This is a genomic window from Paenibacillus tianjinensis (assembly GCF_017086365.1).
In the GTDB taxonomy this organism is placed as follows: domain Bacteria; phylum Bacillota; class Bacilli; order Paenibacillales; family Paenibacillaceae; genus Paenibacillus_AQ; species Paenibacillus_AQ tianjinensis.
The window spans coordinates 438,587-464,142 of record NZ_CP070969.1; the positions used below are offsets into that span (position 1 = coordinate 438,587).

At 51.8% G+C, this 25,556-nt stretch carries 20 protein-coding genes, 1 pseudogene and 1 riboswitch; of the genes and pseudogenes, 12 read left to right on the forward strand and 9 right to left on the reverse strand.

Going from position 1 to position 25,556, the window contains the following annotated elements; genetic code table 11:
- Positions 1 to 3 precede the first annotated feature (3 nt).
- The 5 genes from JRJ22_RS01905 (at position 4) to JRJ22_RS01920 (ending at position 5,693) form a co-directional block, all read left to right on the forward strand.
- A complete protein-coding gene (locus tag JRJ22_RS01905) occupies positions 4 to 714 on the forward strand; it encodes a hypothetical protein (protein ID WP_206102905.1) in 711 nt (236 codons plus the stop codon).
- Between the two features lie 11 nt (positions 715 to 725).
- Positions 726 to 1,826: a toxic anion resistance protein gene (locus JRJ22_RS01910; RefSeq protein WP_206102906.1), complete on the forward strand. Its 1,101-nt coding sequence runs from the start codon at positions 726 to 728 to the stop codon at positions 1,824 to 1,826.
- 225 nt (positions 1,827 to 2,051) lie between these two features.
- The gene (locus JRJ22_RS01915; protein WP_206102907.1) at positions 2,052 to 4,550 is read left to right on the forward strand and encodes an S-layer homology domain-containing protein; all 2,499 of its coding nucleotides are present in this window, start codon (positions 2,052 to 2,054) and stop codon (positions 4,548 to 4,550) included.
- A 72-nt stretch (positions 4,551 to 4,622) separates the two neighbouring features.
- Positions 4,623 to 4,745: a hypothetical protein gene (locus tag JRJ22_RS29400; RefSeq protein WP_269751866.1), complete on the forward strand. Its 123-nt coding sequence runs from the start codon at positions 4,623 to 4,625 to the stop codon at positions 4,743 to 4,745.
- Between the two features lie 150 nt (positions 4,746 to 4,895).
- The gene (locus JRJ22_RS01920) at positions 4,896 to 5,693 is read left to right on the forward strand and encodes a formate/nitrite transporter family protein (protein ID WP_206102908.1); all 798 of its coding nucleotides are present in this window, start codon (positions 4,896 to 4,898) and stop codon (positions 5,691 to 5,693) included.
- A gap of 70 nt (positions 5,694 to 5,763) precedes the next feature.
- Here JRJ22_RS01920 and JRJ22_RS01925 read toward each other — a convergent pair whose 3' ends face one another.
- Complete coding sequence (locus tag JRJ22_RS01925) at positions 5,764 to 6,213, reverse strand: rhodanese-like domain-containing protein (RefSeq protein ID WP_206102910.1); 450 nt, start codon at positions 6,211 to 6,213, stop codon at positions 5,764 to 5,766.
- Between the two features lie 115 nt (positions 6,214 to 6,328).
- Between JRJ22_RS01925 and JRJ22_RS01930 the strand changes: the two genes are divergently transcribed.
- Entirely contained in the window at positions 6,329 to 7,201 is an 873-nt protein-coding gene (locus JRJ22_RS01930; RefSeq protein WP_206102912.1) for a LysR family transcriptional regulator, read from the forward strand.
- Positions 7,202 to 7,281: 80 nt separating this feature from the next.
- On the opposite strand, the gene JRJ22_RS01935 is transcribed toward JRJ22_RS01930, so the two are convergent.
- Both JRJ22_RS01935 and JRJ22_RS01940 read right to left on the reverse strand, forming a co-directional pair.
- The gene (locus JRJ22_RS01935) at positions 7,282 to 9,600 is read right to left on the reverse strand and encodes a TPM domain-containing protein (protein ID WP_206102914.1); all 2,319 of its coding nucleotides are present in this window, start codon (positions 9,598 to 9,600) and stop codon (positions 7,282 to 7,284) included.
- A gap of 167 nt (positions 9,601 to 9,767) precedes the next feature.
- On the reverse strand, positions 9,768 to 9,911 hold the full coding sequence (locus JRJ22_RS01940) for a hypothetical protein (RefSeq protein WP_167347639.1): 144 nt from the start codon (positions 9,909 to 9,911) through the stop codon (positions 9,768 to 9,770).
- A gap of 289 nt (positions 9,912 to 10,200) precedes the next feature.
- Here JRJ22_RS01940 and JRJ22_RS01945 point away from each other — a divergent pair, with 289 nt between their 5' ends.
- The gene (locus JRJ22_RS01945) at positions 10,201 to 13,317 is read left to right on the forward strand and encodes an EAL domain-containing protein (RefSeq protein ID WP_206102915.1); all 3,117 of its coding nucleotides are present in this window, start codon (positions 10,201 to 10,203) and stop codon (positions 13,315 to 13,317) included.
- An 81-nt stretch (positions 13,318 to 13,398) separates the two neighbouring features.
- Here JRJ22_RS01945 and JRJ22_RS01950 read toward each other — a convergent pair whose 3' ends face one another.
- Entirely contained in the window at positions 13,399 to 14,493 is a 1,095-nt protein-coding gene (locus JRJ22_RS01950) for a GGDEF domain-containing protein (protein WP_206102916.1), read from the reverse strand.
- Positions 14,494 to 14,708: 215 nt separating this feature from the next.
- Positions 14,709 to 14,808, forward strand: a riboswitch (purine riboswitch).
- A gap of 131 nt (positions 14,809 to 14,939) precedes the next feature.
- Between JRJ22_RS01950 and JRJ22_RS01955 the strand changes: the two genes are divergently transcribed.
- The gene (locus JRJ22_RS01955) at positions 14,940 to 16,382 is read left to right on the forward strand and encodes an NAD(P)/FAD-dependent oxidoreductase (protein ID WP_206102918.1); all 1,443 of its coding nucleotides are present in this window, start codon (positions 14,940 to 14,942) and stop codon (positions 16,380 to 16,382) included.
- Positions 16,383 to 16,661: 279 nt separating this feature from the next.
- Positions 16,662 to 17,822 carry a methyl-accepting chemotaxis protein gene (locus tag JRJ22_RS01960; RefSeq protein WP_206102920.1) on the forward strand — a complete coding sequence of 387 codons (1,161 nt, stop codon included), beginning with the start codon at positions 16,662 to 16,664 and terminating at the stop codon, positions 17,820 to 17,822.
- Here the strand turns inward: JRJ22_RS01960 and JRJ22_RS01965 are convergent.
- From JRJ22_RS01965 to JRJ22_RS01985, 5 genes and pseudogenes are all read right to left on the reverse strand, one after another.
- Positions 17,767 to 18,378 (reverse strand): nucleotidyltransferase family protein, encoded by a 612-nt coding sequence (locus JRJ22_RS01965; protein ID WP_206102922.1) that lies wholly within the window; start codon positions 18,376 to 18,378, stop codon positions 17,767 to 17,769. The two genes, JRJ22_RS01960 and JRJ22_RS01965, sit on opposite strands and share 56 nt — an antisense overlap.
- 194 nt (positions 18,379 to 18,572) lie before the next feature.
- Positions 18,573 to 19,358, reverse strand: a pseudogene (gene sucB, locus JRJ22_RS01970) (dihydrolipoyllysine-residue succinyltransferase); the annotation flags it as partial.
- The gene (locus tag JRJ22_RS01975; protein ID WP_232381004.1) at positions 19,294 to 19,908 is read right to left on the reverse strand and encodes a diacylglycerol/lipid kinase family protein; all 615 of its coding nucleotides are present in this window, start codon (positions 19,906 to 19,908) and stop codon (positions 19,294 to 19,296) included. The pseudogene sucB and the gene JRJ22_RS01975, both read right to left, overlap by 65 nt.
- A gap of 105 nt (positions 19,909 to 20,013) precedes the next feature.
- Positions 20,014 to 20,352, reverse strand: a complete 339-nt coding sequence (locus tag JRJ22_RS01980; RefSeq protein ID WP_054943105.1) for a DUF4870 domain-containing protein — start codon at positions 20,350 to 20,352, stop codon at positions 20,014 to 20,016.
- Positions 20,353 to 20,475: 123 nt separating this feature from the next.
- Positions 20,476 to 21,495, reverse strand: coding sequence for a serine hydrolase domain-containing protein (locus JRJ22_RS01985; RefSeq protein WP_206102924.1), 1,020 nt, complete (start codon positions 21,493 to 21,495; stop codon positions 20,476 to 20,478).
- Between the two features lie 456 nt (positions 21,496 to 21,951).
- Between JRJ22_RS01985 and JRJ22_RS01990 the strand changes: the two genes are divergently transcribed.
- From JRJ22_RS01990 to ctaD, 3 genes are all read left to right on the forward strand, one after another.
- Positions 21,952 to 22,140 carry a hypothetical protein gene (locus tag JRJ22_RS01990; protein WP_038585388.1) on the forward strand — a complete coding sequence of 63 codons (189 nt, stop codon included), beginning with the start codon at positions 21,952 to 21,954 and terminating at the stop codon, positions 22,138 to 22,140.
- A 398-nt stretch (positions 22,141 to 22,538) separates the two neighbouring features.
- Positions 22,539 to 23,585, forward strand: coding sequence for a cytochrome c oxidase subunit II (gene coxB, locus JRJ22_RS01995; RefSeq protein WP_206102926.1), 1,047 nt, complete (start codon positions 22,539 to 22,541; stop codon positions 23,583 to 23,585).
- A 128-nt stretch (positions 23,586 to 23,713) separates the two neighbouring features.
- Complete coding sequence (gene ctaD / locus JRJ22_RS02000; RefSeq protein WP_206104941.1) at positions 23,714 to 25,552, forward strand: cytochrome c oxidase subunit I; 1,839 nt, start codon at positions 23,714 to 23,716, stop codon at positions 25,550 to 25,552.
- The last annotated feature ends 4 nt before the right edge of the window (positions 25,553 to 25,556 follow it).

The window sequence follows — 25,556 nt, forward strand, 5'->3', positions numbered from 1 at the left end:
ATAATGAATTCAAAATCAAAAGTACTACTGTACGCGGCTGCCGGATATGTAGTGGCGGTATTAACCAGCGGTTTCCTGCCGGAGCTGCTCTCCCTGCTGCTGCCGGTGGCCGGAGCTGCGGCCGGCCTTTGGGGCGGCAAGCGCACACGGGTTAACCTCCCTGCGGAGGTTCTTCCGGCCGGACAGGCTCCGGCAGCAGCTCTGCCGGCACCTGCGGCCGGCCGCCCTGTCACGCGGGAAGCGGCAGCCGGAGGCGTGGATACAGCTGGACAAGCTGATGCAGCCGGCAGAGGGCATGCCGAGATTAAGATCGGAGCAGAGTTTGCTCCGGTTGTAGAGTATCTGGTCATTCTGGAGGATATGATTATTTCGGAAGGCCAGAAGGACACCCTGGATAATGAGATCGTCGAGAAATCACTGGCGCTCTTCGCAAGAATCCAGCGTGTTCTTCCGCTGCTGCAAGAGCTGGGCAACGGTGAGATTAACCATACCGTCCGCAGGCTGGTTCTGAAGGATCTGAACGGGGTGATCAATCCGTTCCTGCGGCTGGGCGGCGAAGCGAAGACGAAAAACCGGAGAATGCTGCTGAACGGTCTGCGGGATGTTGATTCCAAAATATCGGATATCGCCTCCACGATCGAACATAAAGACCTGATGGAACTTCAGACCAAGGCGGAACTGATTCATCAGCGCTACAGCAGTTCCGAATTATAGGAGGGAAACCCATGTCCACGCAGTTGATGCAGCTCAAGAAAGAAGATGAGCAGAAGGTAGTCGAGGAAGCCTCGCAATTAATTGAAAAGGTAGCAAAAACGGATACTGTAGCTCTCGATTCCTTAATGGACGATATCGGCAAGCTGGGGGTAAAGACTCAGGAAAAGGCTGGCCAAACCCTGAAGCTGCTGGATCGCCCGGTGAATGACCTGATGTCCGGCAAACGTGTCGAGGTGCCGAATATGATTATGAAGCTGCGCAATGAATGCGAAACGCTGCAGCAGAGCAAGAATGTCAGCTTTTTTGGCAAAGTGCTCCGCAAAAGCCCGCTAAAGAATTACGTCTACAAATATCAGTCCGTCCGCACGAATATTGACGCCATTGTTACCGGTCTGCGTGACGGCCGCGACACGCTCGAAGAGAGCATCGTCAATATGCGGCAGCTGAAGCGCACCTCCATGGAGGAGATATACAATCTGCAGACCAAAATCGCCTTCGGCAACAAGCTGAAGGAATTGTTCGAGGTTGAAATCGCCAAACCGGAGAATGAGTTCCGCAAAGCCTATCTGGAGCGCGGCCTGCGCAAGGTCATGGTCCGGATCCAGTCGATGACCGAGATGATCCTGCTCTACAATCAGGCGATTGCCGCTACAGATATCATCAACGACAATAATGACAAACTTATCGATTCCGTTAACAACGCGATTGATAAAACCTCCAACCTGATCACCGTGTCGGCGATGATTGCCATGTCTCTGGCGGATCAGGAGAATGTCATTTCTGCTGTGGAAGCGACGAACAAAACAATTGAGGACCAGTTCAAGGAGAATGCGCGTCTGCTGCGCACTACAACCGAGAAGACCACAGAGCTGCTGTCCAAGCCTTCGATGTCTCTTGAAGCCGTGAATCAGGCGATCGGCGATCTGCTCAGTGCCCTAGATACGTCTGAGCAGTCCAACCGCCGGATTATCGAGAGCTGCCAGGATTATACGTCCAAGATGACGACAATCAATACGCAGCTGAACAACCGGCTCGGACTGAACGAAGGTTCCCAGCCGCAGGCGCTGAAGCAAGCGGGTACAGATAGCGAGCTTAGCAGCTTTTTGAACTAACGGAGCAAGCAGCTTTAATATGAGGTCAAGTCCGCCGGACCATCCCGGCGGGCTTATTTTTTTTATATTCTGTTATTATTTTGAGAATATATCTAATTTACTAATATTTTCATATAGGATATTATGGTAATGCTTTACATGCATTTGATTATGAGATAAGCATAGTAGGAGCAGGTATTACATTAAGGCTGTTACAGGGTGAGCAGCATACAGGAGGCTGTATTAATGGGCAGGAAGTTTCGGGGAATAATGACAGGGTTACTTGGTGTCAGTATGCTTCTAGGATCCATGGGAGCAGCAGGGGCGCAAAGCGGCAGCACAGATTATGAAGGACACTGGGCCCAGAAAACGATTGAAACTTGGCTGGAGAAGGGTGATCTGAAAGGATTTCAGGATGGATCGGTGAAGCCCAATCAGAGTATCACACGTGCAGAGTTCATGACGCTGGTCAATCGTGCATTCGCGTTCACTGCGGAAAGCAAGATCAGCTTTGCCGATGTGGCCTCAACCAATTGGGCTTACAGTGAAGTTGCGAAAGCGGTTGCAGCCGGGTACATACAAGGCTATAACAATGACATACGTCCCGGTGATCCCATTAACCGCCAAGAGGCGGCTGTAGTCGTAGGCAAGCTCCTGAAGCTTGCGGGTGGGAATATAAATGATCTGAAGATGTTCAGCGATGCCGGGCAAATTGCCGAGTGGGGCAAATCCAGTGTTGCAGCAGCGGTTGCAGCTGGGATTCTTAAAGGTTACCCGAACGGCACGTTTGCGCCTCAGCAGGCATTGACCCGGGCAGAATCCCTGACACTGATTGATAGTGCAGCTGCTCAATACAATGCCGTTCAGCCAACGGCAACTCCGGCGGCATCAGCTACACCGTCCGCAAGTCCGACACCAACCGCAACTGCAGCAGCAGCGGTTGGCGGTGGTGGAGGCGGGGGCGGCGGAAGCGGTTCAGTTACAGCAACGCCAACTCCAACAGCAACGCCAGCAGTATCGCCAACAGCAGCGCCAGTAGTGACTCCGGAGCCGACGCTGCCGGTCAGCGATATCCCACTGCTTGATATTCATGTTGCTTCGGTTACGAATACTTCCGTAACGAATGGCGTCTACTTGAACTTTGACTATAGTGCACTGCCTGCCTCCATGTTTGGGAACGGAACGTATGCTACTTATTATGTAACTACAACCCCGATAAATTCCAGAGACCTGAAATGGGTGCTGCAGAACAGACGGGCGCTTACTACTTCTCCTACGTATTCATATCCGAATAATTCACATGTCAAGGTTGATGTGCCTAGCGTATTTGTACCGGCGGCAGGTGATTATTATGTATCGGTTATATTAAATGCGCATGACCAAACACTAGGCTACTATTCGCAAAAGGTTAATCTGCAGCCAGCGTTTGTCTCCGTTTCAAAGAATTTTGTAAAGCTGGAGACCGGTGTAACGATTAAGCAGGAGAAGGTAGTTGTTGAGTCGAACCCGAGCAGTATGGGCGGAACTTACTATTCCGATGTCGTGGATGTCACCTATGCTCTGAGGGATCAGCCCGGCAATGCTGTATATTACACGATCTCCCCCAAGTATTATATGAATAATAATTTTCAGCTTGAAGTCGATGCTCTCGTCAGAGGTTCGCATAATTTGTACACGGACAAGGTTATCCGGTTGACAGAATCGACTTCCTTAATAAGTAGTGCAGGATCTGCAGGAGGTACAGGCGATATTCCGCTGGTACTTGCAACCTACGGCAACGATAAAACCTATAATGAGCAGGAGTATACAATCATTTTCTATAACAAGGATTTGCAGGCGCTCAGTTATTACCAGGGCAAAGTCACACAGAGTGATGAACTGGCGGTTGAAACCGCAGAGAAAAAGATTGATGAAATATGGGGTAAACCCGTGCTGGAAGAAGAGAGTGTCATTATGAGAGCCTCACGGGCATATTCGCTGCTTAGTGATTCCCTCAAAGCCCAGATCAGCCAGAGCAGGAAAACAACGCTGGAGAATGCCTTAAGCCAGCTTGAAATTAAGAAAAGCTCAGGTCCGCTGGGCAGCAGCCTGCCCTTGGCCTCGACTAAGATTAATCCGCCGTACATGACGTTTAATGGTTCAATTCTAACCGCATATACTGTGGATCCAATCAGTGAAGCCGAAAGTATTTCTCTATATATTACTGACAGCCCAATTACTGCCGCAGACCTGGCTGTTCCAAGTGTATACGGCAAGCAGAAGTTCCACGGCTATGATTATCTGCCTGTAACAGGTGTGCAGGGAAATCACTATGCAACGGTTGTGCTATACGACAAGAACAGTCAGCCTATACGGTATGCAACGCAACAAGTAGAATTCACTGTTACCGCTCCGGTATGGGACGGATCAGCGGTTCAGATTAAGGATGGAGTAAGTCTGGAACGGGATTATAACAATGGCAGCCGCGCAGACTACGTCATTTTTGAGGATTATAAAAAAGCCCATCCTGAGGCGGTATATGCTACAACGACATCCAGATCAGAGCTTGGGACAGTCCAGGATTTCAGACCAGAAAATGTAGTAAAGCATTTAAATGCGTACAGCCGTACAAGCAGCTATCCATTTATCCGATTATCCTATGAGACCGAAGAAGCTTTAACCGGACTAACCGAGGATTACATTATCATCTTCTATGATCAGAATTTCAAAGCCATTAGCTATTACATTGGTACTCTGGCTGACTAACAGCTATCACTGCAAACAAACACCACTCATAATCCCCTGCCCCAAGGCATAAGTTGACTACTAAGCCGACATATGAAGGAAGTGAGGGTGCAGCGGATGATTCTGGGATGCCTGATACTTGTGCTCATCGTCGTAGCCAGCAGCGAAAAGGCAGAGGCGATTGCCAAGCTGAATGACCCGGCAGATGACACCTAACGAAAGAGTGTGGGTTCTCTCCAAATAGAAAGTAATTTTATTGCGCTTCCGTGGTTCAAGTAAATTCCAGCGGTTTATTGGGTATAATAACCCGAAGGCTGCAGTGCAGCCCCAACTATTGCTGAAAATACGGACGTAAGCGGAGGTCACATGGAGAACGAGGCACTGCTGCAGGTTGAAAAACTGGCACTCAAGAAACAGAAAATTTATCGGCAAAGTGTTTTACGCTATATTGCCAGGGCGATGCTGGCCAGTATGTTCATCGGATTCGGTGTCATTGTAGCGTTTAAAACAGGAAACTTCTTCTACATGGAGCAATCGCCGATGACGTACCCGATGGCTGCGATCACATTCGGGGCAGCGATCATCCTGATCTCCTATGGTGGAGGCGATCTGTTCACAGGGGACACCTTTTATTACACGTACGCGGCATTAAGGCGCAAAATGCAGTGGACAGAGGTTGTCCGGATGTGGGTAATCAGCTATATCGGGAATATCCTCGGGGCTACGGCGTTTGCGCTGCTGATTTTTTTGACCGGGCTGTTCTATGATTCCAGCGTAAACGGATTTCTGCTGAATGTCGTAGCCCATAAGATGGAGGCTCCGGCGCTTCAGCTGTTTTTCCGGGCTATTCTTTGTAACTGGCTGGTTTGTCTGGCGTTTTTTGTTCCGATGTCCATGAAAAGCGATGGAGCTAAAATGTTCGCCATGGTTCTGTTTGTCTTCTGCTTTTTTATCTCCGGATATGAACACAGCATTGCCAATATGTGTACATTCGCTATAGCGCTTGTGCTGGATCATCCCGGTACGATCTCATGGGGCGGTGTAGTGCATAATCTGGTTCCGGTTACCCTCGGAAATCTGATCGGCGGCGGTGTTCTGATGGGCGTCATGTACTATTACGTGAACAAGCCGTTTCTGGACGAGGAGCATGGGGACCCTCATTAAAACTTTAAAACTGCGTATTGAAAAAGACTTTGCTCCTTCTGGAGCAAAGTCTTTTTGCGGTGCCCAGGATTTACAGGGGCGGCATAGTGTAGTAAAGAGGCGCTTCTTCACGTTGACTGCCCTCCAGAGTCCCGCCTTCCTTCCGCCAATACTCGATCCCTCCGAGCATCTCCTTAACCTGGTAGCCTTGGCTGGCAAGTCTGGCAGCCGCTTTGCTGGCCCCGTTGCAGGCAGGCCCCCAGCAGTAGACTACCAGTACCTCCTCGCGGGAAAAGGGAGGAGGGGTAGTACTGTTTATCCGGCCGGAGGGCAGGGAAACGGCGCCCGGCAGATGGGCAGCTTCATAAGCGAGAGAATCGCGGACATCAACCAGTGTAAAGCCGGTTATGCCTTCACGCAGATCGTAAGCGACATCGGCTACATCGGTTTCAAATAAGCCTTTGGCAGAGAAATAATTTGCCGCCTCGGCGGGTGCGGCTGCCGGAGTGGATAGAACCTGTGATTTTGCTCGGATATTCATTAAACGTCCTCCTTATATTAGCTGGGCTTTGCTTTATTGTATTACGGATTTATAATTATAGTTATCTATAGTTATTCATTATAAATATCGAAAATTTTGATAGTTGGGGGATAGTATGGAACTCACCTATTTGCGGACCTTTTGTGAAGTAGTGTCTTGTGGAAGCTATACCCGGGCAGCAGAAAAGCTGGGATATGCCCAATCCAGTGTGACGGCTCAGATTAGCAAGCTCGAAGAGCTTTACGGAGCGGTCCTGCTGGAACGCTCCGGCCGGGGAATGATCCCTACCTTTGCCGGGAACAGCCTGCTTCCCTATGCAAGGCAGATGCTGGAGCTGAGCGGGGAGGCGAAGGGCGCTGTCTCCGGCGGTAACAGCGGCATGCTCAATATTGGTGCGATCGAAACGCTGGCTGCCTATTATCTGCCGCACCGTCTGCACCGCTACAGGGAGCAGCATCCTGGGGTCCAGCTGCGTGTTCAGCCCGGTTCGGAGGTTCAGATTATTGCGGATGTCAAAGAGAAGGCTGCTGATTTCGGGCTGATTTTTGATGTTCCATATGAATCAGAAGAGATTGTCTCGCTGCCGCTGCGTCAGGAGCAGCTGTTCGTGGTTGTCCATCCGGGGCACCCGCTGGCAGCTAAACCGGCAGTTGCCCCGTCTGCACTGTCGGGGGAGCCGCTGGTGCTGACGGAGGAGACCTGCACGTACCGCAGGCAGCTGCTTCAGGAGCTGCGGCATTCCGGTATAACACCGAGGATTGATATGGAATTCGGGAATCTGGAAGGTATTAAGCAGGCGGTGAAACATCGTTGGGGAACGGCCTTTTTACCCCGTTATGCCGCCCAGGAGGAGCTTGACTCCGGGGCATTAATCGGAATACCTCTAGAAGGGGAGCAGGAGAAGTTCTATATCCAGCTAATCTACCGTAAGGAACGGGGACTGTCTGCGGCTTTTGGAGATTTCATAGCGGCGATGCAGCAGCAATAGACGTTTAACGCGAAGAACCCTCCTGCCAATAATGGCGGGAGGGTTCTTCTGCTATATGAGGCTTCAATTCCTGCGGAAGCTTACCACTTGGAGCCGCCGGAACTCCGGCCTGATTTGCCGCCACCCCAGGAGGAACCGCCGGATGAGCGTCCGCCACCGCCCCAGGAGGAGCCGCCGGAGGAACGCCCTCCGCCGAAGCCGCCGGAGGAGGGCGGACCGGACGACATCCGTTTGCGGGCCTGCTCTCTCAGCTGGCGCTCACGCATCATGGCCAGCTGGGCCTGGCGCTCGGCTTCTTCCTTTTGCCGCACGAGCCGGTTCGCCTCTTCGGCAAACGATGAGATCTGTGAAGCATAGGAGCGTCCAAGGGCTTCTAAATCATCGAGATTGTATGGACGGGCGGCTAGCCGTGACTCAAGCTGGCCATATTCCGGCAGCAGGCTCACCTCGAAGCGGCTGCGGCCGGCTAACCCCCGGCTCTCCAGCAGCCGCTGCGCCGAGTCTGCCTGTCCCTGGCCCTCGAGGAAGATCCGCTTTACGGCCTCCAGCCGTTCATTCAGTTCATCGAGGCTTTGCGATACACTGTTAAACTGGCGGGAGGTTTCCTCCTGCAGGGCGAGCAGGCGGTCCAGCCCGCTGCGGGCATTGTCATATTCACCGCGCTCATCACTGGTCCAGGTTTCGATCTGCGGAACTTCGCCCGCTCCCTGCCGCAGGCGGGCGCCGGTTGCATCCAGTATCTCAGCCAGACTGCTCAGATGCTGCTCTGCGAACCGGGATCTTGCTTCGGCCAGGCGGCTCTGCAGTTCATTGCGCCGCCGGGTCAGCCCATCCCAGCTGCTTCGGACCGTCTCCAGATCGCGCAGGTTATTCTGGCGGATCAGTACCTGCCGTTCCGTCATGGCGACAGCCTCGGCAAGCAGTGTGTCCATGTTAGCGGCAATGCTGCGGACCTGATCCATGTCTCCAAGACGCAGCGGCGCTTCCAGCGTCTCTGCTGCTCTGCGGGCCTGCTCAAGGCTGTCATAAGGCTTGACCTTCATATTATGCAGGGAGTTCTGTTCAATCAATCCCTCAAGCTTCGTGCGTGCAGCGGCCAGGACGGAGGGAAAGCTATGCAGTTTGTCGCTGTAGACATCAACATCACGCAGATCCTGCTCGATGTTCTCCTGATGCTTCTGTGCCTCCTCTGTAATGTCCTGGGCGGCAATCGGATCGAAGAGCTCGAGCTGATCCGCCCGGGCTGTTGCTTCGGCCAGCTCTTTCAGATCCTCGGTAATTTCTGGCAGCTCATAACCGGTCTCTTTAACCGCATCCTGCAACTGGCCTTCAAGCCCGGGAGCATCCTTTTTGAGCTCGGTAATCTGCTGCTTAACATTACGGTCGGCATCACTGATAACGGCAATTTGCCGCTCTTCTTCGGCAAGCGAGCTGAGCAGCGTGTTTGCTGTCTGCTCAGCCTGGGCAATCGCCGTCTTAAGCGCAGCCAGCTGGTAAAATGCCGGCTGTGAAGAACCGGTGTTTTGAAGCGCGGAAATGTTCACGAGCTGGGCATCCAGGCGTTTGGAGATGCCGTCAACCATTTCTCCGGTTTTGCCTTGGACGATACCCTGGAACGGCTGCAATGACTCCATGGCGCGGTTGGTCCGCACGAGCAAATCAGCCAGCTGCTCCTGCTGGGCGGCAAGCTGCTTACGGCGGCGCAGTCCGGTATAGAGCACGAACAATACGAATGCCAGCAGCGCGGCGCCTGCAACAATTGCGGCGATTGTCAGCAGCGGAAGGCCGCCGCTCTGGCCCTTATTACCGGCCGCAGTCCCGTTGTCCGTGCCGGGTCCAGATCCGGCAGTCCCTCCGGCGCTGCCGCTGGAGGTTTCGCCCGTGCTTCCGGCTCCAGCGCCTCCATTACCTGGCGCGCTGCCCAGAGACTGCAGCTCGGTGATTAGGGCGTGGATCCCTCCTGCAAAGTCGCCTGCTCTGGCGGAGGGGATGAAATAGGAGTCGATTACACTGGTAATAGCCGGACTTCCGGTGCCCCCGCCCTGGCTCTTTGACCAGCTGTCCAGCGCATTCTGCAGCCCGGGGTTAATGAAATTCAGCTCCACCTGCTGGTCTCCTGAGGAGATCAGCAGCAGAATATCCCGGCTGGTTAGCGCCCAGGCATCGTAGACATCACTGGCATAACGGGTAGCATCAGCCCCTTCCAGAGAATCGATGGTCAAAACGTGGAAGGTATAAGGCCCTCCGGCAGCAGTCTTAGCAATTGCAGCCGCTTCCTGTGCAGTAAGCAGGCCGGCTTCATCGGTAACTAAACCCTGCTGTGCAGGAAGGGAGGCGGCTTGAACTCCGTTCATCCACAGCATGCTGAATATCAGGAACAAGGCGATATATTTCTTCAAATAGGGCACTCTCCGTTCTAGAGGACTATGGTTCAGCTGATTAAGCTGATTATATATTATTACACATCCGAAGTCCCGCCGATGCAGAGGGCGGAGTTCCGTTTAATATGCGAGCAATAAAAAAGCCGCATCCCTGGAATACGGGGATGCGGCAATCTGCATGTCAGCTATCTGGTTTGCAGGCAGAGTATATATTGAAGTCTGGATTTAATTTCCTTTTGCCATTTCAAATCTCCAACTTTTACGGCAAGATTGAGCAGATCCAAATAATCGTCAACCTGTAATGTCGTCCGGGTAGTGGCTGCGTTCATGGGTGTTCAGTCTCCTTTAACTCAATATAGTGAAGTGGATTAAATGTTAGTATACAATAATGATAATCATTATCAACTGTTAATGCTATTATCCACATTTTATCGGTAAAAAGCAATATAAAATTATAGGTTCTTACTTTATTTCTGTTATACCAGCTTTAAGACAGCGGGATGTTTGCACATTTTATCACAATCTAAGAGGGGAGAAGCAGGAATACTACCATTTTTTGTCGAATACAGGATGTTATAAAGACCGTTAGCTGATTTTTTTGGAAAAAGGAGAATTGCGATGAAGCGGTGTAAACTCTTGCTTCTAATTAGCATCGTGTTCATGCTTGCACCCCCTGCTGCCGCTCACGCTGAAAGACAGGACATAAGATACCAGGCAGAATTAGATTATCCGCCTTATAAATACGTAGAGAATGGATATCTGACCGGCTTTGATCTTGATCTGACGAGCATGATTTTTGAGAAGCATAAGTATCTGATTCGTTACAGTACGGGTGATTGGGAGGAGACCTATAAACTGCTGAGGAGCGGGAGGATCCACACAACCGGACTTATGGCTGTGACAGAACAAAGGAAAAAGGACATATTATTCTCAACTCCTGTATTTAAGAGCTATGTCTCCGTGTACTCACGCTCAGCGCTTAAAGAAAAGGTTACACTAAGCACACTGGGGAAATACAAGATCGGCGTAGGTAAGGATCAATACCCGGAAACTGTGCTGCAGAGCAAAGCACAAGTATCACAATACATAGAATATGCAACCGTACCGGACGCGCTGAAAGCTCTCCAGAATGGTGATATTGATCTCCTGTTTGAGAATCAGGGAGTTGTCGATTATTTAATTGTGGAGCGGGGAATGACGGGTAAAATCATCCGCAAAATGAGCAATTTGTATCCTGTAGAAGTTGCTTATGGCGTAAGTAAATCAATGCCCGGGCTTGTTCCTTATATCAATGCGAGGCTTGAGCGGCTCCGGCGTTCCGGGGCTTTTGAAGAACTGTATCAGCAATATTTCTTTACTCATTCCGACAGCTACACTGCAATGATTCATGGCCGTATTATTTCCGGCATAGTTATTGGTGCGTCTGTACTTTTATTTGGGGTTATTTGCATCAGGCTATATATTCAGCGGCTCCGGCGGAAGATTCATTCGGAGCAGGAGTTTTTTGAAGATGTCATCGAACATACCGGTATGATAGTCTGGGCAGTGCAAGACGATAAGAGGATTGTGCGCTTTAATCAGTATGCGGAAAAAATGACCGGGCTAAAAGAGAAGGAAGTACTGGGCAAAAGGCTTGATGAGCTCCCTGATCTTAAAGGCGGAGTTGCTCTGCTTGGGGATTTGTTGACCAGGGCGGTCAACCGGGATTACGTTAATAATGTGGAATTGAAGCTGCCTGATCATTCACCGGAAGCACGGTTTTTTTCTATCCGGACTACATTAATCAAGGGAATGGACGAGCAGGATGAGGATATCTATCTTCTTGTGGGGCTGGATATCGATGACTGCAAACAGAGTGGGCTTAAGCTGCAGCTCAGCTATGAGGAACTGGAGTCCACCTACGAGGAGCTGTCGGCAACAGAGGCTGAATTGCAAGAACAGCTGTATAAGCTTAGTGTAAGCGAACGCCGCTTCCGCCTGACTTCCGAAGGCTCCGGGGCCTATATATGGGAGCTGGACTCCAATACCGGGAGCTATAAGCTGTCAGACCGCTGGTATGAGGTTATGGGCTATTCAGAGGAAGAGATCAACTCGTTCGAAAATGGGGTTCTCAGTATTATTCATCCTAATGACCAGCAGGCAGCGAACAAAGCCAGGCAGGATCATCTTAACGGACTGACCCCGATCTACGAAACCGAATACCGCATGCGCACCAAGGACAATAGTTATATCTGGTTTGAAGTCAGAGGCAAAGCGATGATTAACCCTGCAGACGGGGTAGTGCTGTTCCATGGCTCCCTGATCGATATAAGCAGACGTAAGCAGGCGGAGCTCAACCTGAATAACAGCTACCAGGAGCTGGAAGCGACCTATGAACAGCTCACGGCGACACAGCAGGAGCTTGTAGAGCAATACGACATGCTGGTTGAGAATCAAAAGAACATCCACCGCCTGGCCTATATGGATTCACTCAGTAATCTGCCGAACCGTATCTCCCTGCTGGAGACGATGGAGAAATACTTCCGGAAGCCGGGCAGCACAGCTGCGCTATTGTTCGTAGACACAGATAATTTTAAATATATTAACGATACGCTGGGGCATAAATCAGGGGATATTCTGATCCGTAAGGCCAGTGAGAGATTAGAGTCGCTTGTCCAGCATGAGGCGATGCTCTCCAGGCTCGGAGGCGACGAATTCGTGATATTTATCGAAGACGCAGTCAACCGTGATAAAGTGCTTAGTATGGCAGATAATATTCTGCGCGCCTTCCGTAAATCTTTTCTTATCGGAGAGAGTAATCTGTATGTATCCGTCAGCATCGGCATTTCGTTCTACCCGGAAGACGGGGAAACTACAGAGGAGATCCTTAAGAATGCGGACGTGGCGATGTACCGGGCCAAAGAGGAAGGAAAGGGCACCTACGTCGTCTATGACAAATCGATGCATACCCCGTTTAACGAACGGATGAATATTGAGAAGCATCTGCGCAGTGCAATGAACAATAATGAATTTGAGCTGCACTATCAGCCTCAAGTGGATATTAAGACAGGTTTAATCTCCGGATTTGAAGCTTTGATCCGCTGGAATAGTCCGGTGCTCGGATTTGTATCTCCGCTCTCTTTCATTAAAATTGCTGAAGATTCCAGGCTGATTATTTATATTGGGGAATGGGTGCTGAGAGAAGCCTGCAGTTTTATGAGAAGCATCCATGACCGCACCGGCCTGCTTCACAAAATATCCGTGAACATCTCGATTATCCAGCTGCTGCAGGAGGATTTCGTAGAAATGGTCTTGGAAAGCCTGGAGGATAGCGGGCTTGAACCAAGCTGTCTGGAGCTTGAGATTACGGAATCCATCTTCATGGAATCCTTCGAAAATACGGTCAGCAAGCTGGAGTTCCTCAAGTCACGCGGAATCCGCATTGCCCTGGATGATTTCGGAACCGGTTATTCGTCCTTGAGTTATTTGCAGCACCTCCCGATTTCTACGCTCAAAATGGATAAGATCTTTATCGATTCCCTGGCCGATGACGCGTACAGCCAAACATTCGTCCAAACCATTATTGTGCTTGGCCATAAAATGGGGCTTGAGGTTGTAGCTGAAGGAGTGGAGGATGTCAGTCAGCTGGCATTCCTGAACGAATCTGACTGTGACAAGGTTCAAGGCTATCTGGTAAGTAAACCAGTGCCTCAGCGCGGCGTCTGGGAACTGCTTGAACATCAGAATTTTTATTGATTGTATTAAAAAAACGGACCTGCGAATGTACGCGGATCCGTTTTTTTTCCGTGATCAGAAATCAAAGGGGCGGCGGCTTGCCTACAGCAAAACAATTTTATTTTTACCGGTTTTCTTTGCTTCGTAGAGGGCATCATCCGCCTGCTGGAAGGTGAAGCTCTTTGAGTCGGTGACTGAAAACTCATGCATTCCGATGCTTACGGTTACGGAGCTGCCCTCCATTTCCGCGACCGGCATGCCTGCGATGCCTGTAAGGATCCGCTCCATAATTTCATTGGCCTCATTCAGGGGCTTGGCGGTCAGGATAACTACGAATTCCTCTCCTCCGTACCGGGCGGCAAAATCATCAGTACCGATATGTTTCAGCACCATAGCAGCTACTTGCTTAAGAACTATATCTCCTACCCAGTGCCCGTACTGGTCATTCACTTTCTTGAAATTGTCGATATCCAGGACCGCCAGCTGCATCGGAAAAGGGTTGCTCTGCTGATGCTCAATGAGCCAGCCCAGATATTCATGAAAGGTCTTATGGTTATACAAGTCGGTCAAAGGGTCAATTTTGGAGAGCCGGTCCATAATGATATTCTGGATCCGCAGATCCTGCTCCGATTTTACAGAGTCTTCCAGTGAACGCATAAGGTCTCTGCCCCGGCAAATGACCCCAAATCCGGCCAACGCAGTAGCGGCGAAGATCAGAGCGATAATAACATGCTGGATCCGCAGCGTATATTCGTAGGACGGTGTACTAATAAACAGCATAACGGTGTAGATCAGACAAATGGCAGAGGATAATTTCATATGACTGCTTTTCAGATAAATCATGGATACAAGCAGAGGTGCAAGCATGATAAGCGGCTTCACCGGATACTCAGCACTAAGATTTGTGATGATTAGGATAGCATAGATGTGACTTGCAAAGACAATCGAGAGCTCTGAGTATCCAGGCTTCCATCTGCGGATCGATTCCAGGATGAGAATAAGGACCAGGATGATGGAATCGGGAATGAACACATGGGTAACGAAATATTGACGGTCTGAAAATTCAGGTCTAAGGCCCCACATTGATAGTGAGATAAAAAGCTGGCTTGCTAAATACACAAGCAGAACCAGCCAGAATGTATTCAGAAGTACCCGGTTCCAGTAGTTTTGGCGAGGAGTTGGGGGTGGGATATGCATGAACAGTTCCTCATTTCCAGTGGCAAGATATCTATATATTCGACAAATGTTCCTGTTATCCTCCCAAAGGCTGTAAGTATTACAATGTTCGGGTTTGTAGAGTTTCAAGAAGCTAATTGGTCATATTCGTTCATTATTAAGCACGTAAACACGAATTATCTATTGGATATGTCCTTGACACATTCGTCTGTTTTCTGTAAAATCCCAATTGGCTCATAAAATAAATTGAAGCTGTTCGTATATCCCCGAAGATAGGGTTTGGGGGTTTCTACAGGGAACCGTAAATTCCTGGCTACGAATAGGGTGCATTTTGCATACCTATGAAGAGGCCGGGATTTTTTGTGTTGCGTTTACAGAAATCTATAGATATCGCAGAAACGAGAGCCCCTCGCCTGATTGCTACAGGCACAGGACAGCCGTTTCTTCCTGGGAGGAACAGAGAACAGATGAGTAAATATGATGTGATTGTCGTGGGTGCGGGTCCGGCCGGAATATTCGCTTGTTATGAATTGACGCGTAAAGCGCCTGAGTTGAAGGTACTGCTTGTGGACAAGGGGCATGATATATACCGCCGCAGCTGCCCGATCCTGGAGGAGAAAATCAAGCTGTGTCCGCCGGCTTCGGGACGTAAGGAATTCGCAGGCTGTCTGCCTGCCTGTTCGATCACTGCCGGTTTCGGGGGAGCAGGGGCTTACAGCGACGGCAAATTTAACATTACGACAGAGTTCGGCGGCTGGATGACCGACTACCTGGCACCATCGAAGGTGCTTGAGCTGATCGAATATGTAGATGCCATCAATCTTGAGCATGGAGCGACTCCGGTTATTACCGATCCGACCACCGACAGCATCCGTAATATTGAGCAGCGCGGATACGCCGCCGGACTCAAGCTCTTGCGGGCGCAGGTGCGGCATCTCGGTACAGAGCAGAACCTGGAGATTCTTAAATCGATCTATGAATATTTAAAAACACGCATTGATATGTTATTCAAGACCGAGGTTCAGGATATTGTTACGGTTAAGGAGGACGGCTCCCACCGGATTACGGGAATTATACTCAAAAACGGTGAGGGCTACGAGGCGGATCACGTGATGATTGCCCCAGGCCGAGACGGCTCTGCCTGGATGACCGAGGTGCTGAAGAAGCGCCGGCTGAAAATGTACAATAATCAGGTCGATGTAGGGGTAAGGGTTGAGACATCGGATGTGGTGATGCGCGAGATTAATGAACACCTGTATGAAGGCAAATTTATTTTTAATACGTCGGTAGGTACCCGTGTCCGCACGTTCTGCAGCAACCCTTCCGGTCATGTGGTAGTAGAAAATCACAGCGGTGTGATGGCGGCGAACGGCCACTCGTATAAGGATCCGAAGCTTGGCTCAAAAAACACGAACTTTGCCCTGCTGGTGTCACATACCTTTACAGAACCTTTTGATAAGCCGAATGAATATGCCCGGGAAATTTGCAAACGGGCCAATGATTTGTCCAGCGGCGGCGTAATTGTGCAGAAATACGGCGACATTCTGCGCGGACGCCGTTCTACAGAGAAGCGGATCAAGGAAGGGTTCCTCGAGCCGACGCTGAAAGAGGCGGTTCCCGGTGATCTGGGCCTGGTGCTGCCATACATCACTATGAAGAGCCTGATCGAAATGGTTGAGGCGCTGGAAAAGGTGACGCCGGGCATCGCATCGGAACACACACTGTTCTACGGCGTTGAAGCGAAGTTCTATTCCGCCCGGCCGAAGCTGACTGACAGGCTGGAGACGGAAATCTCCGGGCTTTACTGCGGCGGGGACGGTGCAGGTGTAACCCGGGGACTGGCTCAGGCGGGTGCAGCCGGAGTCTGGATCGCGCGGGGAATCCTGGAGCGGGCAGCCGTTACTGCCTAAAATAATAGATACAATAAAGCGGGCTGTCTCTTCGTGCAAAGTGTTTGCGCTGGGAGATGGCTCTTTTTCGTGAAGGGATCTAATCATGGCTGGTTAAGTCATGGAGTTTTATTGTATGGGACTTAAGGCATAAAGCTTAATCAATGAAAGTATTTCCTTTATTTAACTCTGTTGATATAATGTTAGAATACATAACATGATTGGAGTGGAAGTTGGAAATGTCAGTTCGCCGGAGTAAGAATGTCCTAGTCACACTGTTGCTGCTGCTGGTTGGTCTGTATGGGTTATGGATTGATATGCTTTGGCGGAGTGGCGGACGTAACCGCACATATCAAGGAACTGACCGAACGGCTGGGGGCAAATATGCTGGATGCCCGTCAGGAGATGACAGGCATGCTCGGCTCCCTCCGGAATACGGATGCGGTGATGGCGGAATTACAGGAGCAGAGCGCGGATATGCTGGGTAAGTTCACCGCACTGAGCGGTCATCTTGCCCTGGTAGAGGAGATTAATTCCCTGATTGTCGGGATTGTAAATGAGACCTCGCTGCTGGCGTTGAATGCTTCGATTGAAGCGGCACGGGCCGGGGAGCAGGGACGGGGATTTGCCGTGGTTGCCGGTCGCATCAGGCAGCTGGCCGATCAGAGCCGAAGCTCGGTGGAACGGTCTTCAGCTGTGCTGTCGGATATCAATAACGGGGTCCGGCAGGTGCTGGAGTCAGTAACTAAAGAACAGAATGCGGTCTCCCATGGGGTGGATGAAGTAGCGGCTGTGAAGCTGCGGCTGTCTGATATGTCGGCAAGAATCGAAGAGGTAGGGACCGCCGTTGCCGATACCGTTACCGCCGCCTCGCGGCAGAGCGGACTGATCAGTATAGTGACAGGGGAGCTGAGCGGTGCGGTGGCCATTGTGAATGAGACCATTGCCGGTGTAGACCTGACGCTGGAGCAGGTAACACGGCAGCGGTCGCAAATTGGACAGCTGAATGAGATCAGCGCGAGTCTGCTTGGCGAGTCGCAGGCTTTACAGCAGTCGGTGAACCAGATAGCTGGACGGGAGACTGTTGAAATGAGCCAGTACGCTGCCCGGCTGCAGGAAATGCAGAGCCTGCTGCAGGAAATTTCAGCGAAGCAGGAGCTGTGTGTACCGGATGCTGTCAGCCACGGCAATGTGCTCACGGCCTGCATGAAAAGGGTACCTGATGTCCAGGCGATCTGGTCCAACCGCACGGATGGCACCTTTATCTACTCCGAGCCTGCGGCCGGACTGATGAACGCCAAACGCCGCGACTGGTGGAACGGGGCGATGAGCGAAGGTGAATATGTCTCCCGGCCGTATGTCTCGGCGATTACCAAACGCTCCTGCATCACTTTGTCCCGGGCTATTAAGAACGGGCAGGGGGAGACAGTGGGTGTAGTGGGGATTGATCTGGCAGTATGACCTGCAGCTGATTCCAGACTGACTGCCAGTTCTTTTTCGCCACCCGTTCTTCGTAAATACGATGGAGTCGGAGGTGGGCATTGAACAGCGGGGAGGGTCTCACGATCAGGCCAAGTACATCGCTGAGCCCATGAGGCGCTGATAAGATAACCTCGCCCTGTCCGGTAAGCGCAAGACCAAGGGCGGTCGCCGTTTCAGGAAATTTGGACATCCCGTCTGTCGCTGATGAATAGGGCTCCAGATCATTAACGACATGCATTCTTGCCTGGTTTTTGACCGACCAGGGGACCGAAGGATCTGCCTCCCGCAGCCAGGCTTCCAAGGCTTTCTCAACTTCCTCCCTGATATCGGAAGGGTCGTAATAAATTACATCCACATCCCCCAAAGGTGTTCTGGTGGTAAAACCATGCTGGATATCCCACACCTTAGAGCGCACAAATCCGGCGCAGACCCAGCAGTCCGGCAGCTCCAAAGATCTGGCGGTTGCCAGAATGCCCATCATCCAGCGGTCTTCCGCTACTGCCCGCAGCAGCTCTTCTTCATTATGTATCCGCAAACGGCTGCACCTCCGTAACATTAAAAGGGCTCTCTGAAAGCTCCAAGTTCATTTTAAGGGAACAATGGGCAGATTGCTAATGAGCTCAAAGTCATGAAGCCTAAAAAAGAGGGATACGAGACGATGCTGCTGTCTTCGTATCCCTCTTACTATATCATTGGACTGATGATGGGTAGCGGACTCCTGAAGCGGGGTTACCCCTCCAGCAGCAGCGCTTCCGGATCTTCCAGCAATTCCTTGACCTTGACGAGGAAGCTTACCGCCTCCGAACCGTCCACGATCCGGTGATCGTAGGAAAGGGCGATATACATCATCGGCCGGTTGACGGTTCTTTCCTCATCCAGCGCGATCGGACGCAGCTGGATCTTGTGCATGCCGAGAATGCCGACCTGCGGGGTATTCAGGATCGGTGTAGAGAGCAGGGAGCCGAATACACCGCCGTTTGTAATCGTAAAGGTACCGCCCTGGAGTTCCGGAAGACTGAGCGTGTTGGCGCGGGCCTTGGCGGCCAGTTCGCCGATCTGCCGCTCGATTTCCGGGAAGCTGAGCCGGTCCGCATCGCGGACAACCGGTACAACCAGTCCTTCCTTGGCTGAGACAGCGATGCCGATATCATAGAATTTCTTAATCAGCAGCTCCTCGCCGTCAATCTCTGCATTCAGCAGCGGATAGGCTTTGAGCGCGCCGATGACAGCCTTGGTGAAGAAGGACATGAAGCCAAGTCCGACATCATGCTTCTCTTTGAAGGCATCCTTGCGCCGTTTGCGGATGTCGAGGATGGCGGTCATGTCCACCTCGTTGAAGGTGGTCAGCATGGCCGCGGTCTGCTGCGCTTCGACCAGACGGCTGGCAATCGTCAGCCGTCTGCGCGACATGCGCTTGCGCTCCACGGCCTTGCCGTCCTGCGGCGCTGCATTAGCCGCAGCGGGCTTCGCTGCCGCAGGTGCAGCCTGCGGCGCCGGAGCGGACGGCGCAGCGGCCCCCTGGCCGGCGGCAGGGCTTGAAGGTCAGTAGCGTATGCAGGATGCCAATGATGTAGGCCAGCTGCCCTGCGCCGATGGCATTGCACAGCCGCTTGTAGCGGCTGTTGTTCACATTCACGGCCACCTGCGCGTCGAAGCCGCTGGCGACAGCGGTCAGGGTCAGCCCGCCGCTGCCGCTGAGCAGATCCGCTTCCAGGCAGCGGTCCTGCAGCGCAGCGTCCAGCGCGGCTTCGGGCGCCAGCGGGATGCCGAAGCCGCGGGCCGTGTCGTTGCCCGAGCCGGCGGGGATGACCGCCAGCGGGACACCTCTGCGCCGCAGCGCACCGAGTACGCTGTGGATCGTACCGTCGCCGCCGATAACGATCGCGGCACGCCAGTCCTCGCGGCGGGCGAGGGCATGAAGCACCTGTGCCTCAGCCTGTTCGGGGCTCCGGGTGAAGAGAGCCTCATGAGCGATACCGCGCGACTTCAGCAGGCCCTCCACCGTCTCCCAGGTCCGCTGTCCCGCACCGCCGCCGGAAGCGGGATTTATGATCAATAAATACATGGATGTTCCTCCAGCCTGTAGATTCCTGTATGTCCTGATTCCATTGTACGGAGTAGACAGGCAAAAGGGAATCTCAAAAACCTGGATCTCCGCAGGTGTGCGCAATCACAGGTGGCGGAGCTGGCTTTCTGCCAGATCTCCCGCCCAGGGAAGCTTATACCATCTTCCGCCCAGGGTGTGATAAATCATGAGCAGCCAGATGGCGAAGCTGCATAACGAGAGAATAGCGCCGATCAGCGCACCGAGCAGGGGGATGAATCCGCTCATCACATGAACGATCATCAGCAGGCCGAACGTTATCAGCGACTGCAGCGCATGAAAGAGCACGAAGCGGCTGCGTTTCTCCAGAGCAAGAAACACAATTCCGCCGATAAAAGGAAAGAAGTAGCATACGCAGGCAGCAATATTTTCGGGCAGTCCTGTGGAAGATTTGAATGGGGACAAAGCGCTCACTCTCCTTGTACTTGGAGAAGAAGGGGGTAGCCTGGCTATAACTTCGTTAGCCAGCCCCTTGCTCCTTCTTCACTAGGAGCCTATGATTTGCCCGTACAAAGTATGTAACCGGTTTTAGAGTTTCATTGCCGGAATGACATACCGCTCAATCAGTCTGCGCGGATTCTTCCACCGGTTTACTGCACTTTCTGCGGTGAAAATGACGGCGGCATTCAGGTCCGGCAGCAGCCAGATTTGCTGGCCCCCGTGGCCGTGGGCGAGACGGTAGGCTTCACCGCTCATGCGTCCGTTCCAGAACTGATAGCCGTAATCACCGTAAGCCGGATAGCCGGCCGTCTGTGCCGTGAAGGCCGCTTCCAGCCAATTCTGCGGGATGATCTGCTGTCCTCCGTGCTTGCCGCCGTCCAGCAGGCAGATAGAGACTTTGGCGAGATCACGTGAGGTGAGATATAGTCCGATATGTCCCATGCTGTGGCCCTCCGGGCTGGGCAGCCATGCGGTATGGGTGATGTCCAGCGGCTCAAACAGATGCTGCCTGGCATAGGTGAATGCATCCTGTCCGGTGAATTCGCTGAGCATGACAGAGAGGAGATGGGAATCGCTGCTGCGGTATTGGAAACAGCCGATATTTTCGGCATCTATGGGTAAACTTAGAATATAGGACACCCAGCGGCGGCTGCGCTGCAGATTCCGGACAAGCGGCTCACCAAGCTTATTGCCTGTAATCCAGCGGAAGCCCGAGGTCATGGTCAGCAGATGGTGAAGTGTTAGCTGTTCAAGCTGCGGGGAAGGGGGAGCCGCAAGATATTTACGCAGGGTATCCCGCACAGAGACATCCGTTCCCGGTATGTCACCTCTGCCGATGGCTATGCCGGTGAGCAGGGAGAGGAAATTTTTGGTGGCGGAGCGCAGATCATTCAGCATTCCCGCATGATGATTTCCGTAATACCGTTCAAATATCAGTTTCCCGTGGCGTACGACAAGCATACTATGCATTTTAGGATACGCTTTGGTGATTTCCTTGTGAGCCTGCTCCAGCTGCCTGCTGCCGGTCCCGGTATCCTCCGGGTCAGTCTGCGGTACTGGGGGTGCTGCGCTATAAGGCGTGCTTAACAGGGATAGCCGGTTGTCCATAACGTTCCCCTTCCTGCGTTAGTGTCTATTTAAAGGATTTTGGATGTGCAGATAGTGTATTTTAACCATAAGTTTGCCCTCTCTCCTGCTGTGGAAGACATAAATTTTTTAAAAAATCCATACGCATATTTTACAAGGAAAGGTGGAACTTGGCCTTGAATATGATACAATATAACGATAAGGCCCGAAAGGAGTGATTCAGCTAGTGGCTCTTCGGGTAAGTAAAGTGTCAAGATGTCCTGCCTCAAGGCGTCTTACTCTCAGCCCAAATCACGACGAACCTGCTTCACCGGCAAGGCGGACCTCCAGAACTCTGGAATGATAGTCTAGGCGGATAATGCAAGCCACGTATGTGTTGCGGTATCTGAACTTGCATTTCGAGGTTACGGCGGACTTTTCATCATGCATTCTCTACAACGGAGCATTCATTTTCAATGTTTTGGGAGGGAACTGATCATGGCAAGTAAAGGTCATAACGAAGTCAAGGAAAGTCTACGGGAAATGACACGCATTTTCCGGCCCAAAGATCCCAAGAAATTTGTAAAGGAGTACGTCCGGAAGTATCGGATCACGGGAGGCTACGAAGAAGAGCTGACCATGGTCGTGGAGCATGAGCTGGGAAGAATCAACTCATCCGTCTCCTAATACACACAGGATAGTGTTCTGATTTTGACGGCAGTAAAGTTGTAATTACATCCATGAGGATTCTCATAAACCGTACCCGGGTGAAACGCTGCCTCTGGATGCGGTTTTTTTTGCTTACTTTTTTTTGAAAAACGGTTCAAAGGCTTTCTAATTAGTCAAATGAATTAATAGACATAATTACATATGTATGCGTTTTACTATAAAATGGGCCTGCTTGCAAAATTTTTGTAAGCGCTATTAAATGCTGTAATGACAAGCCTTCTGATCAACAAAAAAGACTTTGTGAACTTGTTGTGAACGATTGACAAAACACCCCCTTAAACTTATATTAATAGTGATTGTTATAATTGACAGGAAAATCCTCTACTCTACGAAATCGGGAAAAGCGGGGTTGATCTATGATGAAAACGTGGCAGGCTGGAAAGCGGCTTCTTCCCATGACCGCAACACTTGGACTCATTCTTGCCGGATGCGGACGGGAGGACCTGTCGGTACTCAGACCGCAGGGACCTGCAGCCGAAAGCTCGTTCGATCTGATGAAGCTGGCGATCACCATTATGATTGTCGTACTGCTGATCGTCTTTTCCATTGCGGCTTATGTGCTTATCCGTTTCCGCAGAAAACCGGAGCAGCGTGAGATTCCCGAGCAGGTAGAGGGTAATTTCAAGCTGGAAGTGCTCTGGACAGTCATCCCGCTGATCCTGGTGGTTGTACTTGCCGTTCCTACGGTCAGAGCGGTATTTGCTGCCGGGAATGATCACTCGGATGATAAAAATGCGATTAAGGTTAAAGTAACCGGCCACCAGTACTGGTGGGAGTTCGAGTATACCGATTATGGCGTGAAGACGGCGCAGGATCTGGTGATCCCCGCCGGTAAGGATATTGCTTTTGAGCTGAGTACTGCGGATGTGCTGCATTCGTTCTGGGTACCCTCCCTCGCAGGCAAAATGGATACCAACCCTGACGGCACGATTAACCGTTTCAGCTTCAGTGCGCCAAATGAAGGCGTTTACCGCGGCAAATGTGCGGAGCTGTGCGGGCCGTCCCACGGCTTCATGGAATTCAAGGTGAAATCGGTCAGCGATGCGGAGTTTGAGCAGTGGCTGGCTTCGATGAAGTCCCCGGCTGTCCTGCCGGAAGATCCGGAGATTGCCGCGAAATTCAAATCCGCCTGCCTGCAATGCCATGCCGTTGGGGATCAGGGTATTGCGATGGGTCCCGACCTGACCGGGATCGGCTCACGTGAGTCGGTAGCGGGCATTCTGCTGAATGACGATACGGGTGTAGACGGCGCTCCAATTCTGGATAATCTCAAAACCTGGCTGCATGATCCGCAGGGCGTTAAGCCCGGCAACAAAATGCCGGATCCGAAGAAGGATCTCGGATTAACCGATGAAGAGATTGACGGAATCGCAGAGTATCTGGCCGGTTACACGCTGGACTAAAGCCTGCAGCGACAAGCGGAAGCAGCATATTTGAAAAGGGGGTAGGAACCTTGGCTCAAACAGCGCAATCTTTGAATCCCGTCCGGCCGCCTGAGGCGGGTCACAGCGTCAAACGCCATACCGGGCTAATGGATTGGCTCACCACCGTCGATCATAAAAAAATCGCGATTCTGTACCTGTGGGCCGGAGGTTTGTTTTTCGGCATCGGCGGGCTTGAGGCCATTCTGATCCGCATCCAGCTGATTAAGCCGATGAATACCTTTCTGGATGCCCAGACGTTCAATGAATTAATCACGATGCACGGTACAACGATGATTTTTCTCGGGGTCATGCCCGTTATCTTCGCACTGATGAATGCGGTTATTCCGCTGCAGATCGGCGCGCGCGACGTTGCCTTCCCTTTTCTGAATGCGCTCGGCTTCTGGACCTTTCTGTTCGGCGGCATTCTGCTCAATCTCAGCTGGATCATGGGCGGTGCGCCCGATGCCGGCTGGACATCATATACCCCGCTGTCTACTACAACCTACAGTGCCACTCACGGGGTGGATTTCTATACGATAGGCCTGCAGATTGCCGGACTCGGCACACTGATCGGCGGTATTAACTTTCTGGCGACCATCATCACGATGCGTGCGCCGGGGATGTCCTATATGCGGATGCCGATGTTTGCCTGGACCACCTTTATTACTTCCGCTATTATCCTATTTGCTTTTCCTGCCATTACCGTAGGACTTGTACTGCTTACCTTTGACCGCATTCTGGGAGCGAATTTCTTCGAGGTTGGCGGGGGCGGCAACCCGGTGCTCTGGCAGCATATTTTCTGGATCTTCGGCCATCCCGAAGTGTATATTCTCATTCTGCCGGCTTTCGGCATTATTTCTGAAGTCATCCCGACCTTTGCGCGCAAAAGATTGTTCGGCTACAGCTCGATGGTCTTCGCAACGATTCTGATTGCCTTCCTGGGCTTCATGGTCTGGGCGCATCATATGTTTACCACCGGCCTCGGCCCGGTAGCGAATGCGCTGTTCTCCGTGTCTACGATGCTGATTGCCGTTCCGACCGGGATCAAAATCTTCAACTGGCTGTTTACGATGTGGGGCGGACAGGTGCGTTTCACCACCCCGAATCTGTTTGCAGTCGGCTTCATCCCTACCTTCACGATGGGCGGGGTAACAGGGGTCATGCTGGCTTCTGCTCCTGCTGATTTCCAGTTTCATGACACTTACTTCGTCGTCGCTCATTTTCACTATGTCATTGTCGGCGGTCTGGTGCTTGGCCTGTTTGCCGGGCTGCATTACTGGTGGCCGAAAATGTTCGGACGGATGCTGGGCGAGGGCCTGGGCAAATGGACCTTCTGGACCTTTATTATCGGGTTCCATATGACCTTCTTCGTGCAGCACTTCCTTGGTCTGATGGGTATGCAGCGCCGCGTATTCACGTATCTGCCAAACCAGCAATTTGATCTGTTGAATCTGATTAGTACGATTGGCGCGGGACTCATGGGTGTGGGAATGCTGTTTTTCCTGGCGAATATTTTCCTCACTTCCAGAAAGCCTGCCGATGCGGCGAATGACCCTTGGGAAGACGGACGGACGCTCGAATGGACGATTCCTTCGCCGCCGCCGGAGTATAACTTCAAGCAGACACCGCTGGTGCGCGGCATCGATGCCTTCTGGAAGGAAAAAACCGCCGGACACAAAGGCATGACGCCATCTGAGCCTGTCGGATCGATTCATATGCCGTCGGCGACGATCCTGCCGTTCCTGATGTCTGTAGGGATTTTCATTGCCGGACTTGGATTTATGTTCAGCCGCGATACGTTCAGCAGTGAGGCTTTAAGCTTTCTTTTCAACAACTATATTGTTACCGGACTTGGACTGCTCATAACCTTCGGATCAATGCTGATGCGTTCGCTGTATGACGACCACGGCTGGCATATCGAGCCCGAAGAGCTGGAAGGAAGGTGAATCA

Coding starts and splice junctions, on each gene's coding strand:
- JRJ22_RS01915 (WP_206102907.1), top strand. CDS start 2,052: ATGGGCAGGAAGTTTCGGGGAATAATGACAGGGTTACTTGGTGTCAGT.
- JRJ22_RS01945 (WP_206102915.1), top strand. CDS start 10,201: ATGAAGCGGTGTAAACTCTTGCTTCTAATTAGCATCGTGTTCATGCTT.
- JRJ22_RS01925 (WP_206102910.1), bottom strand. CDS start 6,213: ATGAATATCCGAGCAAAATCACAGGTTCTATCCACTCCGGCAGCCGCA.
- JRJ22_RS01955 (WP_206102918.1), top strand. CDS start 14,940: ATGAGTAAATATGATGTGATTGTCGTGGGTGCGGGTCCGGCCGGAATA.
- JRJ22_RS01910 (WP_206102906.1), top strand. CDS start 726: ATGTCCACGCAGTTGATGCAGCTCAAGAAAGAAGATGAGCAGAAGGTA.
- ctaD (WP_206104941.1), top strand. CDS start 23,714: ATGGATTGGCTCACCACCGTCGATCATAAAAAAATCGCGATTCTGTAC.
- coxB (WP_206102926.1), top strand. CDS start 22,539: ATGATGAAAACGTGGCAGGCTGGAAAGCGGCTTCTTCCCATGACCGCA.
- JRJ22_RS29400 (WP_269751866.1), top strand. CDS start 4,623: ATGAAGGAAGTGAGGGTGCAGCGGATGATTCTGGGATGCCTGATACTT.
- JRJ22_RS01940 (WP_167347639.1), bottom strand. CDS start 9,911: ATGAACGCAGCCACTACCCGGACGACATTACAGGTTGACGATTATTTG.
- JRJ22_RS01960 (WP_206102920.1), top strand. CDS start 16,662: ATGGGTTATGGATTGATATGCTTTGGCGGAGTGGCGGACGTAACCGCA.
- JRJ22_RS01920 (WP_206102908.1), top strand. CDS start 4,896: ATGGAGAACGAGGCACTGCTGCAGGTTGAAAAACTGGCACTCAAGAAA.
- JRJ22_RS01950 (WP_206102916.1), bottom strand. CDS start 14,493: ATGCATATCCCACCCCCAACTCCTCGCCAAAACTACTGGAACCGGGTA.
- JRJ22_RS01985 (WP_206102924.1), bottom strand. CDS start 21,495: ATGGACAACCGGCTATCCCTGTTAAGCACGCCTTATAGCGCAGCACCC.
- JRJ22_RS01975 (WP_232381004.1), bottom strand. CDS start 19,908: ATGTATTTATTGATCATAAATCCCGCTTCCGGCGGCGGTGCGGGACAG.
- JRJ22_RS01930 (WP_206102912.1), top strand. CDS start 6,329: ATGGAACTCACCTATTTGCGGACCTTTTGTGAAGTAGTGTCTTGTGGA.
- JRJ22_RS01905 (WP_206102905.1), top strand. CDS start 4: ATGAATTCAAAATCAAAAGTACTACTGTACGCGGCTGCCGGATATGTA.
- JRJ22_RS01990 (WP_038585388.1), top strand. CDS start 21,952: ATGGCAAGTAAAGGTCATAACGAAGTCAAGGAAAGTCTACGGGAAATG.